This is a genomic window from Actinotalea solisilvae (assembly GCF_016464425.1).
Taxonomy (GTDB): Bacteria; Actinomycetota; Actinomycetes; order Actinomycetales; family Cellulomonadaceae; genus Actinotalea; species Actinotalea solisilvae.
Genome location: NZ_JADDKQ010000016.1, coordinates 16,699 through 31,902, shown reverse-complemented (window position 1 = coordinate 31,902; position 15,204 = coordinate 16,699). Strand labels below are relative to the sequence as shown.

General features: G+C 76.8%; 12 protein-coding genes. 7 read left to right on the top strand and 5 right to left on the bottom strand.

Translation table 11 applies throughout. From position 1 onward, the window contains the following. Nucleotides 1-29 precede the first annotated feature (29 nt). Complete coding sequence (gene mshD / locus JIG38_RS13345) at nt 30-953, bottom strand: mycothiol synthase (RefSeq protein ID WP_199424312.1); 924 nt, start codon at nt 951-953, stop codon at nt 30-32. 125 nt (nt 954-1,078) lie between these two features. Here mshD and JIG38_RS13340 point away from each other — a divergent pair, with 125 nt between their 5' ends. Further along, entirely contained in the window at nt 1,079-2,257 is a 1,179-nt protein-coding gene (locus JIG38_RS13340) for an FG-GAP repeat domain-containing protein (protein WP_199424311.1), read from the top strand. A 48-nt stretch (nt 2,258-2,305) separates the two neighbouring features. Further along, nucleotides 2,306-2,755 (top strand): GNAT family N-acetyltransferase, encoded by a 450-nt coding sequence (locus JIG38_RS13335; RefSeq protein WP_199424310.1) that lies wholly within the window; start codon nt 2,306-2,308, stop codon nt 2,753-2,755. A gap of 92 nt (nt 2,756-2,847) precedes the next feature. Here the strand turns inward: JIG38_RS13335 and acs are convergent, their stop codons facing one another. After that, nucleotides 2,848-4,857 carry an acetate--CoA ligase gene (gene acs / locus JIG38_RS13330; protein WP_199424309.1) on the bottom strand — a complete coding sequence of 670 codons (2,010 nt, stop codon included), beginning with the start codon at nt 4,855-4,857 and terminating at the stop codon, nt 2,848-2,850. Between the two features lie 147 nt (nt 4,858-5,004). After that, the gene (locus tag JIG38_RS13325; protein WP_199424308.1) at nt 5,005-6,336 is read right to left on the bottom strand and encodes a hypothetical protein; all 1,332 of its coding nucleotides are present in this window, start codon (nt 6,334-6,336) and stop codon (nt 5,005-5,007) included. Nucleotides 6,337-6,597: 261 nt separating this feature from the next. On the opposite strand from JIG38_RS13325, the gene JIG38_RS13320 reads away from it, so the two are divergent. Both JIG38_RS13320 and JIG38_RS13315 read left to right on the top strand, forming a co-directional pair. Then, nucleotides 6,598-7,995, top strand: coding sequence for an OFA family MFS transporter (locus JIG38_RS13320; protein ID WP_199424307.1), 1,398 nt, complete (start codon nt 6,598-6,600; stop codon nt 7,993-7,995). After that, a complete protein-coding gene (locus JIG38_RS13315) occupies nt 7,995-9,344 on the top strand; it encodes an NADH:flavin oxidoreductase/NADH oxidase (protein WP_233404983.1) in 1,350 nt (449 codons plus the stop codon). Before JIG38_RS13320 ends, JIG38_RS13315 begins: the two co-directional genes overlap by 1 nt. 23 nt (nt 9,345-9,367) lie before the next feature. On the opposite strand, the gene JIG38_RS13310 is transcribed toward JIG38_RS13315, so the two are convergent. After that, complete coding sequence (locus JIG38_RS13310) at nt 9,368-10,771, bottom strand: NAD-dependent malic enzyme (protein WP_199424306.1); 1,404 nt, start codon at nt 10,769-10,771, stop codon at nt 9,368-9,370. 50 nt (nt 10,772-10,821) lie between these two features. On the opposite strand from JIG38_RS13310, the gene JIG38_RS13305 reads away from it, so the two are divergent. Further along, nucleotides 10,822-11,673 carry a Fic family protein gene (locus JIG38_RS13305; RefSeq protein WP_199424305.1) on the top strand — a complete coding sequence of 284 codons (852 nt, stop codon included), beginning with the start codon at nt 10,822-10,824 and terminating at the stop codon, nt 11,671-11,673. A 288-nt stretch (nt 11,674-11,961) separates the two neighbouring features. Here the strand turns inward: JIG38_RS13305 and JIG38_RS13300 are convergent, their stop codons facing one another. After that, nucleotides 11,962-12,750 (bottom strand): HAD family hydrolase, encoded by a 789-nt coding sequence (locus JIG38_RS13300; protein ID WP_199424304.1) that lies wholly within the window; start codon nt 12,748-12,750, stop codon nt 11,962-11,964. A 194-nt stretch (nt 12,751-12,944) separates the two neighbouring features. Here JIG38_RS13300 and JIG38_RS13295 point away from each other — a divergent pair, with 194 nt between their 5' ends. Both JIG38_RS13295 and JIG38_RS13290 read left to right on the top strand, forming a co-directional pair. Then, nucleotides 12,945-13,766 (top strand): P-loop NTPase, encoded by an 822-nt coding sequence (locus JIG38_RS13295; protein WP_199424303.1) that lies wholly within the window; start codon nt 12,945-12,947, stop codon nt 13,764-13,766. Then, on the top strand, nt 13,753-15,078 hold the full coding sequence (locus JIG38_RS13290) for a TadA family conjugal transfer-associated ATPase (RefSeq protein ID WP_443592159.1): 1,326 nt from the start codon (nt 13,753-13,755) through the stop codon (nt 15,076-15,078). Before JIG38_RS13295 ends, JIG38_RS13290 begins: the two co-directional genes overlap by 14 nt. Nucleotides 15,079-15,204: the final 126 nt, after the last annotated feature.

Below are 15,204 nucleotides of genomic sequence, written 5' to 3'. Positions count from 1 at the left end.
CGCGACTGGACGTCCGCCGGTACTGCTCGTCAGCGGTACTGCACGTCCGCCCGGGCGACGGTGAAGCCGGCGCGCTCGTACGTGCGCACGGCGACGGCGTCGTCGGCGGAGACGTAGAGGACCGCCTCGCGCAGGCCGCGGTCCGCGAGGTGCTCGAGCACGCGCGCGGTGAGCAGGCGCCCGATCCCGCGGCCCTGCGCGTCCGGGTCGACGCCGAGCACGTACAGCTCGCCCGCGCTGCACCCCGGCTCGACCTTCATCCAGACCGACGCCACCAGCCGCCCGTCCTGCTCGGCGAGCAGGAGGTCTCCCGGGTCGAACCACGGCTCCGCCTCGCGGGCCCGGAGGTCCGCGAGCGTCATCCGGCCCTGCTCCGGGTGCTCGGCGAAGGCGCGCGCGTTGACGCGCAGCCACGCCTCCTCGTCCTGCCCGACGACGAACGGCCGCACGACGACGCCCTCGGGCGCGGTCCCGGACGCGGCCCCGGGCGCCGGGAGCGGGACGGCCATCTGCCACAGCTCACGGACGACGGCCCTCCCGGCGCGCGCCGCGAGCGCCCGGGCGCCCGGCAGGTTCCCGTGCGCCCACACGGGCGGGTCGCCCGCGGCCCGCACGGCCGCCAGGAGCGCGGTGCCGGCGCCGCGGCGCCGGTGCGCGGGGTCGACGACGAGCTCGGCGCTCTCGGCGGCACCGTCGTCCGCGTGACGCACGGCCGCGTAGCCGAGCAGCGGCGCGGGGCGTCCGTGGGACGGCGCCGCGTGCGGCGGGGGTGCGAGCAGCAGGTGGCGCACCGGGGCGCCACCGCGCAGGTCGAGCAGCGTCTGCTCGCCGAGCGCCTCGACGCCGTCGTGCTCGTGCGCGGCGGCGGCCAGCGCGCGCACGGCGGCGGCCTCGTCCGGCGTCAGGTCGGTCCCGGGCCCGACGGTCCGGACGGGCGGCAGCTCGCGGGTCATGGGCCCATCCCACCACCCCGTGCGGCCGGACGGATGACCATGACGCGAACCCTCCCCGGAGGGCGTGCGGGGTGGCTACGGTGAAACGGTCACGGGGGACAGCCCCCCGGGCGCGGGGGTGTGCCATGCGACCTCATACCGGTCTCGTCGTCCTCGCGGTGCTCGCGGGCACCGCACTCACGGGCTCCCCGGCAGCCGCCGTCGACGACGACGGCGCCCCCGCCCTCGACATCACCCACTGGCTGCCGTACGGCGGGGTGAACCTGTGGGAGGTGCCGCTCGCGTCGGGCGACCCCGCGTTCGGCCGGCCCCAGCTCGTCACGTCGCTCGTGGCCGGCGGGTGGGACTGGGGCTCCTCCCGCACGGAGGCCGGCGACTTCGGCGACGTCTCGGGCGTCGACGACGGCAGCCCGGACTGGCTGATCTCGCACCGGCAGCCCGACGGCGGACTGCTCCTGTGGGTCGTCGGCGGCGGGCCCGACCCCACGCCCCACGTGTGGGAGGACCTGCGCACGGGCGGCTGGTCGTGGGAGCACTCGCGCCAGCTCGTCGGCGACGTCGACGGCGACGGCCTCGACGACGTCGTGAGCGTCCACCTCAACCCGCTCGCGCCCGGCGACCTCCAGGCGAACGTGTGGGTGCACCGGAGCACGGGCACGGGGTTCGCCGACCCGGTCCTGTGGGCGCAGCTGCAGGACCCGGCCCGGCCGTGGCGCCAGCCGTTCTTCCAGATCAGGTACGCCCTGGGCGACGTCGACGGCGACGCGCGGGCCGACCTCGTGAGCACGGACGGCGGCTTCACGTTCGCGGGCGACGACGGCGTGCGGCACGTCGTCCACCTCAGCACCGGCACGGGGTTCGCGGCTGCCGGCCCGGTCGCGGGCGGACCGCCCACCGAGGGGTGGTCCTTCACCTTCGGGCGCGAGCTGCTCGCCGACGTCGACGGCGACGGGCGCGAGGACCTCGTGAGCAGCCGCGTCCAGCGGGGCGGTGGCCTGGAGATGCTCGTGCGGCCGTCCGTCGGCGGCGCGTTCGCGGGCACCGCCCAGAAGCTCACCGGCCTCTACGCGGGCGGCTGGGACTACTTCCTCTCGCGCCAGTACGCCGCCGACGTCGACGGCGACGGGCGCGACGACCTCGTCACCCAGCACGCCCAGCCCGACGGCGGGTCCCTCCTGTGGTGGCACCGCACCGACGCCACGGGCGCCGCGTCCGAGGCGCCGGTCGTCATCGGCGTCCTCAGCGGCGGCGGGTGGAACCACTGGGTCAACCGCGCGACGGTGGGGCACGCGCAGCCCGTCTGACGCGGACGGCGGCCGCGGCGCGGCGGACGCGGCGGCTACCGTCGGCGGGTGCTGACGTACCACCGTGCCCCGGCCCGCGACCTCGACGCCCTGACGCTCTACGCGATCCTGCGCCTGCGCGTCGAGGTGTTCGTGGTCGAGCAGGAGGCGGCGTACGCGGACCTCGACGGGCGCGACGTCGAGCCGGGCGCCGAGCTGCTGTGGGCGCAGGAGGACGGGGACGTCGTCGCCACGCTGCGCGTCCTGCACGACGACGACGGCGCGCTCCGCCTGGGCCGCATCGCGACCGCCCCGGTGGTGCGCTCCCGCGGCGTCGCGTCCGAGCTCATGCGTCGTGGGCTCGACCGCTGCGCCGAGCTCGACCCGTCCGCGCCCGTCGTGCTCGACGCGCAGGCGCACCTGGCGGGCTGGTACGCCCGGTTCGGCTTCGAGGTCGACGGCCCGGGCTTCGACGAGGACGGCATCCCGCACGTCCCGATGCGCCGCTCGGGTGCCTGACCGGCGGCAGCCGAGCGGCCGCGCGGGAGTGGTGAAGGGTTGGTCGCGGCACGCGCGACCAACCCTTCACGAACCGGGCGGCTCCCTGGCGGTCAGTCCTCGCTGCTCGCGGCGGGCTTGTCGAGGCCCTTGCTGATGAGGTCCATCACCGACGAGTCCGCGAGCGTCGTGACGTCGCCCACCTGACGGTGCTCGGCGACGTCGCGCAGCAGGCGGCGCATGATCTTGCCGGACCGCGTCTTGGGCAGCTCGGTGACGACGAGGATCGTGCGCGGCTTCGCGATCGGCCCGATCTCCTTGGCCACGTGCGCGCGCAGCGTCTGCGCGACGTCGGCGCCCTCGCCCGGCTCGTCGACCTTCGCCAGGTGCTCGGCGCGCAGGATGACGAACGCGACGACCGCCTGGCCGGTGGTCTCGTCGCTCGCGCCCACCACCGCTGCCTCGGCGACCATGGGGTGCGAGACCAGCGCGGACTCGATCTCCGTCGTGCTGAGGCGGTGACCCGAGACGTTCATGACGTCGTCGACGCGCCCGAGGAGCCAGATGTCGCCGTCGTCGTCCTTCTTGGCGCCGTCGCCCGCGAAGTAGATGCCCGCGAAGCGCGACCAGTAGGTGTCGGCGAACCGCTGGGGGTCGCCCCAGATGCCGCGCAGCATCGCGGGCCACGGCTCCGTGAGCACGAGGTAGCCGCCCGACCCGTTCGGCACCGGGTGCGCCTCCTCGTCGACGACGTCGGCGCTGATGCCCGGCAGCGGCGTCTGGGCCGAGCCGGGCTTGGCCGCGGTGACGCCGGGGAGCGGGGAGATCATGATCCCGCCCGTCTCGGTCTGCCACCACGTGTCGACCACCGGGGTGCGGTCGCCGCCGATGACGCGGCGATACCACATCCAGGCTTCGGGGTTGATGGGCTCGCCCACGCTGCCGAGCAGGCGCAGCGACGACAGGTCGTGCCTCGTGGGGATGTCCTCGCCCCACTTCATGCACGTGCGGATCGCCGTCGGCGCGGTGTAGAGGATGGTCACGCCGTACTTCGCGACGATCTCCCACCACCGGCCCTGGTGCGGGGTGTCGGGAGTGCCCTCGTACATCACCTGCGTCGCGCCGTTGATCATCGGCCCGTAGACGATGTAGCTGTGGCCGGTCACCCAGCCGACGTCGGCCGTGCACCAGTAGACGTCGGACTCGGGCTTGAGGTCGAAGACGTTGAGGTGCGTGTACGCGACCTGCGTGAGGTAGCCGCCCGTCGTGTGGAAGATGCCCTTGGGCTTCCCGGTGGTGCCGGACGTGTAGAGGATGAACAGCGGGTGCTCGGCCTCGACGGCGACGGCCGTGTGCTGGTCGCTCGCCGCCTCGAGCGCCTCGTGCCACCACACGTCGCGGCCCTCGGTCCAGGCGACGTCCTGCCCGGTGCGCCGGACGACGAGCACGTGCCGGATCGACGACGCCGAGCCGTCCGCGGCCGGGCCGACGGCCTCGTCGACGGCGGGCTTGAGCGCCGTCGCGTTGCCCCGGCGGAAGCCGCCGTCGGCCGTGATGACGAGGACGGCCTCGGCGTCCGCGATGCGTGAGCGCAGCGCCTCGGCCGAGAACCCGCCGAAGACGACCGAGTGGATCGCGCCGATCCGCGCGCACGCGAGCATCGCGATCGCGGCCTCCGGGACCATCGGCAGGTAGATCGCGACGCGGTCGCCGGTGCCGACGCCCAGCGCGGTGAGCGCGTTCGCCGCCCGCGAGACCTCGGTCTGGAGCTCGGCGTAGGTCAGCGTGCGGGTGTCGCCCGGCTCGCCCTCGAAGTGGATCGCGACGCGGTCGCCGTTCCCGGCCTCCACGTGACGGTCGACGGCGTTGTAGCAGGCGTTGAGACGGCCGTCGGCGAACCAGCGCGCCACGGGCGCACCCGACCAGTCGAGGACCTCGCTGAAGTCGGTCTCCCACGTCAGCAGGCTGCGCGCCTGCTCGGCCCAGAAACCGAGGCGGTCCGACGCCGCCCACGCGTACATCTCGGCGCGCGCGTTGGCCTGCGCTGCGAACTCGGGGCTCGGCGGGAAGCTGCGGCTCTCGGCCAGCAGGTTCTCCAGCGGGGTCGAGGTCTCGTGGGTCACATTTCCTCCGGACGCAGCAGCAGTGGTGCGACCACCGGGTAGGCCGGTGCCGTTTCGGATCGTAGACGCACCCGTGTCGCGGCCGCCCGGGGGGTCTCGCGGAGCGGGCCGGGGCGCGCAGGGACCGCGCCGGGAGTGCCGGGTCGGTCAGACCGCCGGGCGGGTGCCCGTGGCGCGGGCCTCGGCGCGCGCCGCGTCGGCCCGGACCGCCTCGGCGCGCGCGGCCTCGGCCAGGGCGACGCCCTCGGCCCACCGGCGTCCGGCGCGGCGGGCGCGTCCGGCCGCGGCGCCGGCCGCGACGAGCAGCGCCCCGACGACGACGAGCAGGCCGCTCATCGCGCTCTCGGTCACCTGCTCGACCACGGCGGGCAGCACGCGGTCGCCGAGCACGACGTCGACCGTGTCCTGCATGAGGTCCGGCACCACGAGGTAGGCGGTCCCGAGAGCGAGCCCCCACACCACGCCGCCCGTGATCGGGACGAGCGGCGACCACGCGCCGAGCAGCGCGATGACGGCGAGCAGGACGGCGCCGAGGACGAGCAGGGTGAGGCCGAGCACGTCCCCGCCGGCGTTGCCGCTGCCCGCGACGTCGCTGAGGCGCGAGGTGCCGATGCCGACGAGGAGCAGCGCGACGGGCGTGAGCAGGAGGCCGAGCAGCGCGCCCAGCAGGTGGCGCCCGGCGCCGGGCTTGCGCGGCCGCTCGGGCAGGTCCTCGTGCGCGACGCGGCCCGTGGACTCGTCGCGCTCGCGGCGCTCGCGCCGGCTCGGCACCGCGGCACCCGCGGCGAGGGCGGCGGGGGCCGCCGCGGCGGCGGGCGGGGCCGCGGACGGGGTGGCGGGTCCGGTGGCGGCGGGCGCGGTGGTCGCCGTCGTGCCGGGGGCGGTGACGTCGGGCGCGACGGGGGCCGCGCTCGACGGGGCCGGCGTGACGCCGGTGCCCGTCGCCGTCGTCGTCGGTGCCGTCGTCGTCGGCGCGTCGGCGCCGCGGTCGGGGACCACCGGAGGGTAGGGCCGGGCGGCGGCGTGCTGGCCGGGCCCGACGTCGGCCGCGCCGCGGTCGGGCGCGCCCGCCGGCGGGCCCGAGGTCGGGCCGGCGGGGCGGGGCTCGGTCGCGGGGGGTGTCGACGGTGGACCGCCGGGCCTGATCGTGCCGATGACGGGGCCGTCGTCGATAGGACGACCGGACAGGCTGAGGTCGCCCTGCTCGGGCGTGCGGTCCGGGTCGGGCGTGCGGTCCGGGTCGGTCGTGCCCGTGCCGGGCGACGTCGTCCCGGCGGCCCGCTGGTCCGCGGCAGGCGCGTCCGGGGACGTGCCCGCGTCCGTGGGGCGGGCCGTGTCGGCGGGCCGGGCCTCGTCGGCGGATGGGGCCTCGTCGGTGGGTCGGGCCTCGTCGGTGGGTCGGGCCTCGTCGGCCCGGGGCGTGTCGGCCCGGCTCTCGTCGCGACCCGGCGTCTCGTCGGGGGTGCGGGGCGAGGACATGGTCGGCTCCTGTCGGTGCTGGCGTCTGTCCCGGACCGTGGGATCTGGCCTCAACGTAGCGCCGGGCCCTGCGCGGCGCGCGGGGTGCTCACGGCGTGCCGCGCGGGCTCGTGGCCTCGCGTGCGCGCACCTCGGTGCACACGCCTGCGGGGCGGTCGTGCGGGACCTCGGTCCGGTGACCTAGGTCCCCTCCGCGGGCCGGTCGCAGTCGGGACCATGGATTCCCACCGTCACCGAGGCCGTCCTGGGAAGGCTCCCCCGATGAACCTGCTCGACCGCTCGCGCACCGTCGCCCCGCCCAGGTTCAACCGGTGGCTCGTCCCCCCGGCCGCCCTGGCCGTCCACCTGTCCATCGGCCAGGTCTACGCCTTCTCGGTGATCAAGGAGCCGCTCATCGAGCGCTTCTTCCCGGAGACGGGCGTGGGCACCCCGATCGCGGTGATCTTCTCGATCGCGATCGTCATGCTCGGCCTCTCCGCCGCGTTCGGCGGGGTGTGGATGGAGCGCAACGGCCCGCGCAAGGCCATGGTCCTCGCCGCGACGTTCTGGGTCACGGGCTTCCTCGTCGCCGCGCTCGGCGTGCAGCTCGGCCAGCTCTGGCTCGTCTACCTGGGCTACGGCGTCATCGGCGGCATGGGCCTGGGCATCGGCTACATCTCGCCCGTCTCGACGCTCATCAAGTGGTTCCCGGACCGCCCGGGCCTCGCGACCGGTCTCGCCATCATGGGCTTCGGCGGCGGCGCGCTCGTCGCGGCGCCCCTGACGCAGCGCCTGCTCGACGCGTACGCGGTGGAGCCGGTCGACGCGCTGGTGCCGACGCTCCTCACGCTCGCCGCGGTCTACGCGGTGCTCATGCTCGCGGGCGCGTCGGTCATCCGGCTCCCCGCGCCGGGCTGGGCCCCCGCCGGCTGGACGCCGAAGGCCACCACGGACGTCATGCGGACCAACGGCGACGTGCGCGTGCGCAACGCCGTCCGGACGCCGCAGTTCTACCTGCTGTGGGTGGTCCTGTTCGTCAACGTCACGGCCGGCATCGGCATCCTCGAGGACGCCAAGCCCATGATCATGGACTTCTTCCCCGACACGGTCACCGAGGCGACCGCGACCGGCTTCGTCGGCCTCCTCGCCCTCGCGAACATGTCCGGGCGCCTCGGCTGGTCCAGCCTGTCCGACGCGATCGGCCGCCGCCGCACCTACGTCATGTACCTGGGCGTCGGCGCGACGCTCTACGCGGTGCTCGCCCTGGCGGGCGACGCGGCGACGGCGCTCTTCGTGACCCTGACGTTCGTCATCGTCTCGTTCTACGGCGGCGGCTTCGCGACGGTCCCCGCCTACCTCAAGGACCTGTTCGGCAAGCTCGAGGTCGGCGCCATCCACGGCCGCCTGCTCACCGCGTGGTCCGCGGCGGGCGTCGCCGGGCCGCTCATCGTCAACTCGATCGTCGACGGCCGGCGCGAGGCGGGCCTCGAGGGCGCCACGCTCTACATCCCGTCGATGGTCGTCATGGCGTGCCTGCTCGTGCTCGGGTTCGTCGCGAACATGCTCGTGCGCCCCGTCGACACCAAGCACCACGAGCCGGCCGACGCCGGCACCGCCCCCACCGCCGCACCCGCCGACCAGACCCGTGCCCTCGCCGGCGCGGGCGCGAAGGAGTCCTGATGGCCACCACCCTGGCGCCCACCGCCCCCGACGCGGCTGTCGTCGCCGTCCCCGCGACGCAGCCTGCCCCCGTGCGGCTCATGGCCCTCGGGCTGTGGGGCGTCGTCGGGTCCCTGCTCTCCTACGGCATCGTCATGACCGTGACCCCGCCGCCGGCCCCCGGCGGCTCCCCCACCCCCCCCCCGGCCGCGGCCGTGCGCGCCCCGTCGGAATGCCGACGGGGCGCGCCGTCGTTGCCGCCCACCGTGAGCACCACGAGCCGACTCTTCGAGCCCCTGACCCTGCGCGGCACCACGTTCCGCAACCGTGTGTGGCTGGCGCCCATGTGCCAGTACTCCGCGACGGACGGCGTCCCCGACGACTGGCACCTGGTCCACCTGGGCACACGCGCCGTGGGCGGCTTCGGCCTCGTGCTCGCCGAGGCGACCGCCGTCGTGCCCGAGGGGCGCATCACGCCGCAGGACACGGGCCTGTGGAACGACGCGCAGACCGACGCGTGGGCCCGGATCGTGCGCTTCGTCCAGGAGCGCGGCGCCCGCGCGGGCGTCCAGCTCGCGCACGCGGGCCGCAAGGCGTCGACGTACAGCCCGTTCGACGCGCAGGGCCGCCGCGGCACGGTCCCCGCCGACGACGGCGGCTGGGGCACGGTCGGGCCCTCGGCGTCGGCGTTCCCCGGCTACGACGCCCCGCGCGCGCTCACGGCCGAGGAGATCGCCGAGGTCCCGGCCGCGTTCGCCGCCGCGGCCGAGCGCGCGCTCCGGGCCGGGTTCGACGTCGTCGAGGTGCACGCCGCGCACGGCTACCTGCTGCACCAGTTCCTCTCGCCGCTGTCGAACGAGCGCACGGACGAGTACGGCGGCCCGCTCGAGAACCGCGCGCGCCTGCTGACCGAGGTGGTCGAGGCGGTGCGCGCCGTGTGGCCCGAGGACCGCCCGCTGTTCGTCCGGGTCTCGGCGACCGACTGGGTGGAGGGCGGCCTCGACGTGGCGGACGTGGCCCAGGTCGCGACCGTGCTGCGCGAGCTCGGGGTCGACCTCGTCGACGTGTCGACCGGCGGGAATGCGCCCGCCGAGATCCCCGTCGGGCCCGGGTACCAGGTGCCGCACGCGCGCCTGGTCCGCGAGGTCGCGAAGGTGCCGGTCGCCGCCGTCGGGCTCCTCACGTCGGCCGAGCAGGCCGAGGGGCTCGTCGTCGACGGGGCGGCCGACGCCGTGATGCTCGGCCGCGAGGCGCTGCGCGACCCGATGTGGCCGCTGCGCGCCGCCCACCGCCTGGGCGTGCCGGCCTCGACCGCCCCCGACGCCCCCGCGCGCTGGCAGCCCCAGCTCGACCGCGCGACCTGGCGCTGACCTTCGCTCCAGTCCGCGAGGGGTCAGGGGGTCACGGGGCGGGGGCCGCGGACGGCCTCCTGCACCGCCGCGGCGACGCGCGTGGTCACCTCCGGGTTGAAGACGCTCGGGATGATGTAGGTCGGGTTGAGCTCGTCCGCGCTCACCACCGAGGCCAGGGCGCGCGCGGCCGCGAGCAGCAGCGCGTCGGTGACCTTGTGGGACTGCGCGTCGAGCAGCCCGCGGAACACGCCGGGGAACGCGAGCACGTTGTTGATCTGGTTCGCGAAGTCCGACCGACCCGTGCCGACGATCGCGGCGTGCTGCGCGGCGTCGTCGGGGTCGACCTCGGGGCGCGGGTTGGCCATGGCGAACACGATCGAGCCGGGGGCCATCGTCGCGATGTCGTCGCCCGTGAGGATGTCGGGCGCCGAGAGGCCGATGAAGACGTCCGCGCCCGCGAGCGCCTCGCGGAGCGTGCCGGTCGCGCCGCGCGGGTTGGTGTGCTGCGCGGTCCAGAGCAGCGACGGGTGCAGGGCCGGGCGGGCCGTGTGGACGACGCCCTCGATGTCGCACACGACGACGTCGCGCGCGCCGGCCGCGAGGAGCAGCTTGAGGACGGCGGTGCCGGCCGCCCCGGCGCCCGACATCACGATCCGCACGGTGCCGATGTCCTTGCCGACGACCTGGAGCGCGTTGGTCAGCGCGGCGAGCGCGACGATCGCGGTGCCGTGCTGGTCGTCGTGGAACACGGGGATGTCGAGGCGCTCGCGCAGGCGGCGCTCGACCTCGAAGCACCGGGGTGCCGAGATGTCCTCGAGGTTGATCCCGGCGAAGACGGGCGCGATCGCGCACACGGTCTCGACGATCTGGTCGACGTCGGTCGTGTCGAGCGCGATGGGGAACGCGTCGATGTCGCCGAACCGCTTGAACAGCGCGGCCTTGCCCTCCATGACCGGGAGGGCGGCGAGCGGGCCGATGTCGCCCAGCCCGAGCACCGCGGTGCCGTCGGTGACGACGGCGATGGTGTTGCGCTTGATGGTGAGGTTGCGCGCGTCCTCGGGGCGCGCGGCGATCGCCTCGCACACACGCGCGACGCCGGGCGTGTAGACCATCGACAGGTCGTCGCGGTTGCGGATCGGCACCTTCGACTCGATCGACAGCTTGCCGCCGAGGTGCATGAGGAAGGTCCGGTCGCTGACGCGCTCGACGACGACGCCGTGCAGCGCGCGCAGCGCCTCGACGATGTCGGCGGCGTGGTCCTCGCCGCGCGTCGCGCACGTGACGTCGACGCTGATCCGCTCGTGGCCCGAGGCGGTGACGTCGAGCGCGGTGACGATGCCGCCCGAGTGCTCGATCGACGTCGTGAGCTCGCTCACGGCCGTGGGCCGTGCCTGGACCTGCAGACGGACGGTGATGGAGGAGGACACGCTCGGCGCTGAGGTCACCCGGCCATCGTGGCACCCGGCGGGGGCCCGGGCCCGCCTACGCTGGCGGCGTGCCGGACCATCCCCTCGAACCGCTCGCCGCTCTCGACGGCGTCCCGGAGGCGGTCGCCGCGGCGCGCGCCGCGTGCGAGGAGCTCCGCTGGCACCGGGCGCTGCGGCGGCAGTGGGCCGTCGCGCGCACCGAGGCGGGCGTCCGCTGCGCGCACGCGGGCCTCGGGGCGGACGGGCTGCGCGTGCCGCTCGACGTCGTGCGCGACGTCGCCCGGGGTGCCGCCGCGCCCCCCGCCGGGCCGGACGGCGCCGCGCTCCGCGGCGCGCTCGGCGTGCAGGCCGAGGTCGAGCGGCTCATGGCCGCCCCGGGTGCCACGCGGGCCGACCGGGTACCGCTCGGGCAGCTCCTCGCGCGGCTGCACGCCGTCGGGCGCGGCGGTCCGGACGCGGCTGCGGGGGTGCCGCGGCGCGACGGGCAGCCCCAGGATCTCCGCGGTCTCGCCGACGCCCCCGTCGGCGCGGAGCTCGCGGACCGGCTCGCGCTCCTCGGGGACCTCGTGGCCAGACCGCTGCCGCCCGTCGTCCCCGGGCTCGTGCTGGCCGCCGTCGTGCACGGCGAGCTCATGACGCTGCGGCCGTTCGCGGCCGGGAACGGCGCGGTCGCGCGCGGCGTGCTGCGGCACCTGCTCACGGCGGGCGGCGTCGACCCCGTCGGGGTGGTCGTGCCCGAGGCGGCATGGGCGGCGCGGCCCGCGGTGCACCTGTCGACGGCGGCGGGGTACGCCGCGGGCGGGCCCGCCGGAGTGGGGGCCTGGCTGCGGCACGTCGCCGCCGCGGTGCAGGTCGGTGCGGCGGAGGGCACGCGCGTGGCGGACGCCGTGCTCGCCGGGCGGCTCGCGCCTGCCCCCTGAGGGCGGGTGCGGCGCCGTCGTCGGCACGCACAGCGACGGCGTCCCCACGTGGAGGACGCCGTCGTCGACAGCGGCGGGCCGTGAGGTATCAGGCGCTTGCAGCGCTGCCGCAACGGGGCAAGCCCGGTCAGCAGGTCCACTCGAGGACAGGTCGAGCGTGGGTTCTCACGTCCCGCTGTGCTGTTGTGATTCCTTTGTACGCCCCGATCTCGGGAAGGGGAAGGGACGTGGGTCACTTGTCCCGGATCGTCCCGTCGCCCCCGCGGGGCGGGCCCGGGCCGTCTCGCATCATGGGCGTCGGCGTCGGCGTCGCGCGCGTCGGACGGCGAGGACGACGACGGCGGTGGCGAGCGCGGCGAGGAGCGCGACCGGGACGCTGCGCCGCGGCGGCGGGAAGGTGGGGCGCAGCGCGACCGGGCGCGCGAAGGTCAGCACGTCCCAGCCGCGCTCGACGGCGAGGCGGCGCAGCGACCGGTCGGGGTTGACGACGGCGGCGTTGCCGACGGCCTCGAGCATCGGCACGTCCGTGACCGAGTCGGAGTAGGCGTAGCTCGCGGCGAGGTCGTAGCCGTGCTCCTCGGCGAGGCGGCGCACCGCAGCCGCCTTGTTCGGGCCGTAGGCGTAGAACGCGATGCCGCCCGTGTAGCGCCCGTCCACGACCTCCATCCGGGTCGCGACGACGCGGTCCGCGCCGAGCAGGGCGGCGATCGGCTCGACCACCTCGGCGCCCGACGCGGACACGACGACCACGTCGCGTCCCGCGGCGTGGTGCTCGTCGATGAGCGCGACGGCCTCCGCGTACACCGTGGGCTCGATGTGCAGGTGGAGGGTCTCGGAGACGATCGAGGACACCTGGGCGACGTCCCAGCCCGCGACCATGGCGGACAGGTGGGCGCGCAGCCGCTCCGTCTGGTCGGCGTCGGCGCGCCCGAGGAGGAAGAGGAACTGCGCGTAGGCCGTGCGGAGCACGTCGCGGCGCGTGATGAGGCCGCCGGCGTAGAAGGGCCGGGAGAACGCGGTCGCCGAGGACGTCGCGATGATCGTCTTGTCGAGGTCGAAGAACGCGGCGCCCCCCATGCTCGCTCGCTCCTCCCGCGTCGGCGTCCGGCCCCTGCGAGGGTAGCGAGCCGCGGCCGCGTGCGGCGTGAGGTGTGCGGCGGGCCGTCCGGCCGTCCACAGGCGCGGGCCGCCGGCGCTCCGTCCCCAGGCCCGACGGTCCCTCCGTGACGCGGGTGCGGGCACCGGGGAGCCTCGGGCGCGGAGGTGGTGCCGTGCGGGCGCAGCAGCGGGTCGTGGTGGTCGCGGGCGCGTGCGGCGGGGTCGGGACCTCGACGCTCGCCGCGCTGGTCGCCGCCGAGGCGGCGCGCGCGGGCGCCGGCACGGCGCTCGTCGACGTCGCCGCTCACGGGGCGGGGATCGAGGTGCTCCTGGGCGTGGAGGGCCGGCCGGGCGCGCGGTGGCGCGACCTCGACGGGCTGCGCGGGTCGATCGCACCCGCGGACCTCGACGGGGTGCTGCCCGTGTGGCGCGGCGTCGAGGTGCTGGGCGGGGACCGCCGGGGCGGTGGGCCGCCGGGCGATGCGCTGGAGGCCGTCTGGCCCGCGCTGCGGGAGCGCTGCACGACCGTGGTGGTGGACGCCCCGGTCACCGCGCTCGACGGCGACGTGGGTGAGGTCGTGCTCGCGGGCGCCCCGAGCGTCCTCGTCGTCACGGGACAGGACGTGCGCGGGGTCGCCGCGGCGCTCGCTGCGCTCGCAGTGCTCCCGCCCGCGGCCTGGGCGGCGGGCGCGGGCGACCCGGACGACAGCCGGTCGGCCGCCCTGGTCCTCCGGGGCCGGCGAGCGCCGCGCGTCGCGCCGGCCGAGGCCGCGGGCGTGCTCGGCCTGCCGCTCGCCGGCGTGCTGCCGACCGACCGGGGCGTCGCGGAGGCGTGCGACCGCGGGTTCGGCCCGGTGGTCGGCCGGCGCTCCGCGCTGGCGCGGGCGGTCGCCCGCGTGACGCGCGCGGCGGGGGTGCACCCGGGAGGTACGGCGTCCGCGGGGGTCGGCGCCCGGGGCGAGGCGGCGTGGGGGTGGGACGGTGCGCGGGTCTGAGGACGGGCGGCGCGCCGGGGCCCGGCGGGTGGCCGGTGCCGGGGACCCGGGCGACGCCGCTCTCGACCCGGCGCGCGCGGTGCTCGACGAGGTGCGCCGCCGCGCGGCCGACGGCGGCGCGGGGACGGGCCCGGACGCGGTCGCCGCCGTCGTGCGCGACCGTGGCGGCGTGCTCGGCCGCGAGGACCTCGCCTTGCTCGCGCGCGCCGTCCGGGCGGAGGTCGAGGGGGCCGGCCCGCTCCAGCATCTCCTGGAGGAGCCCGGCGTCACCGACGTGCTCGTCAACGGCCCGGGGCCGGTGTGGGTGGACCGGGGCCGGGGCCTCGAGCGGTCGGACGTCGACCTCGGCGGAAGGGCCCAGGTGCGTGCGCTCGCCGTCCGGCTCGCCGCAGCGGGCGGCCAGCGGCTGGACGACGCGGCGCCCGTCGCCGACGCCCGGCTGCCGGACGGGACGCGGCTGCACGCCGTCCTGCCGCCCGTCGCCCCGGACGGCCCGCTGCTGTCCCTGCGGGTGCTGCGCCCGACGGCGTTCCCGCTGCGCCGGCTCGTCGCGACAGGCGCGGTGGCGGCAGGGATCGAGCCCGTGCTGCGCGGCCTCGTCGCGCGGCGAGCGAACGTCCTCGTCACGGGCGCGACCGGCACGGGCAAGACGACGCTCCTGGCCGCGCTCCTCGCGCTCGTGCCGCCCACCGAGCGCGTCGTCGTCATCGAGGAGGTGGGGGAGCTGGCCCCCGACCACCCGCACGTCGTCCGGCTCGCCACCCGGCGACCCAACGTCGAGGGTGCGGGCGAGGTGGACCTCCCGGCGCTCGTGCGGCACGCACTGCGGATGCGACCGGACCGGATCGTGCTCGGCGAGGCGCGCGGGGCGGAGGTCCGCGAGGTGCTCACCGCCCTCAACACGGGCCACGAGGGCGGGTGGGCGACCCTCCACGCGAACGCGCCGCACGACGTCCCGGGGCGCCTCGCCGCCCTCGGCGCGCTCGCGGGCATGAGCCCGGAGGCCGTCGCCGTCCAGGCGGCCGGGGCGGTCCACGCGGTGGTGCACCTGCGGCGCGACGCGGGCGTGCGGCGCGTCGCGGAGATCGGGGTCCTCGTCGCGGGCGACGCGAGCGTGGACGTCGCCGAGCCGGGCCGGGCCACGGCGGCGCGTGGCGTCGCCGACGGCGCGTGGGGTGCCCCGGGGGTGCGCGTCGTGACGGCGGCCCGGGTCGGCGCGGACGGCGCGGTCACGCGCGGCACCGGCTGGTCCCGGCTCGCCGCGCTGTGCGGGCCGCCGACCGGCGTCGGCGCGGACCGGTGGACGGCATGACCGGGCGGCGGGGCGGGGCGCGGTGGGCGTGCGCGCCCGAGCGGCCGGAGGGGGCTCTGCGGGCGTGCGCGCCCGGGCGGCCGGCATGACGCGGATCGCGCGGCTCGCCGCTCCGCACACCACGCC

Bases quoted from the DNA above. Each gene is read 5' to 3' on its own strand.
- JIG38_RS13325 (WP_199424308.1), bottom strand. From the start codon at position 6,336: ATGTCCTCGCCCCGCACCCCCGACGAGACGCCGGGTCGCGACGAGAGC.
- JIG38_RS13315 (WP_233404983.1), top strand. From the start codon at position 7,995: ATGGCCACCACCCTGGCGCCCACCGCCCCCGACGCGGCTGTCGTCGCC.
- JIG38_RS13320 (WP_199424307.1), top strand. From the start codon at position 6,598: ATGAACCTGCTCGACCGCTCGCGCACCGTCGCCCCGCCCAGGTTCAAC.
- mshD (WP_199424312.1), bottom strand. From the start codon at position 953: ATGACCCGCGAGCTGCCGCCCGTCCGGACCGTCGGGCCCGGGACCGAC.
- JIG38_RS13300 (WP_199424304.1), bottom strand. From the start codon at position 12,750: ATGGGGGGCGCCGCGTTCTTCGACCTCGACAAGACGATCATCGCGACG.
- JIG38_RS13340 (WP_199424311.1), top strand. From the start codon at position 1,079: ATGCGACCTCATACCGGTCTCGTCGTCCTCGCGGTGCTCGCGGGCACC.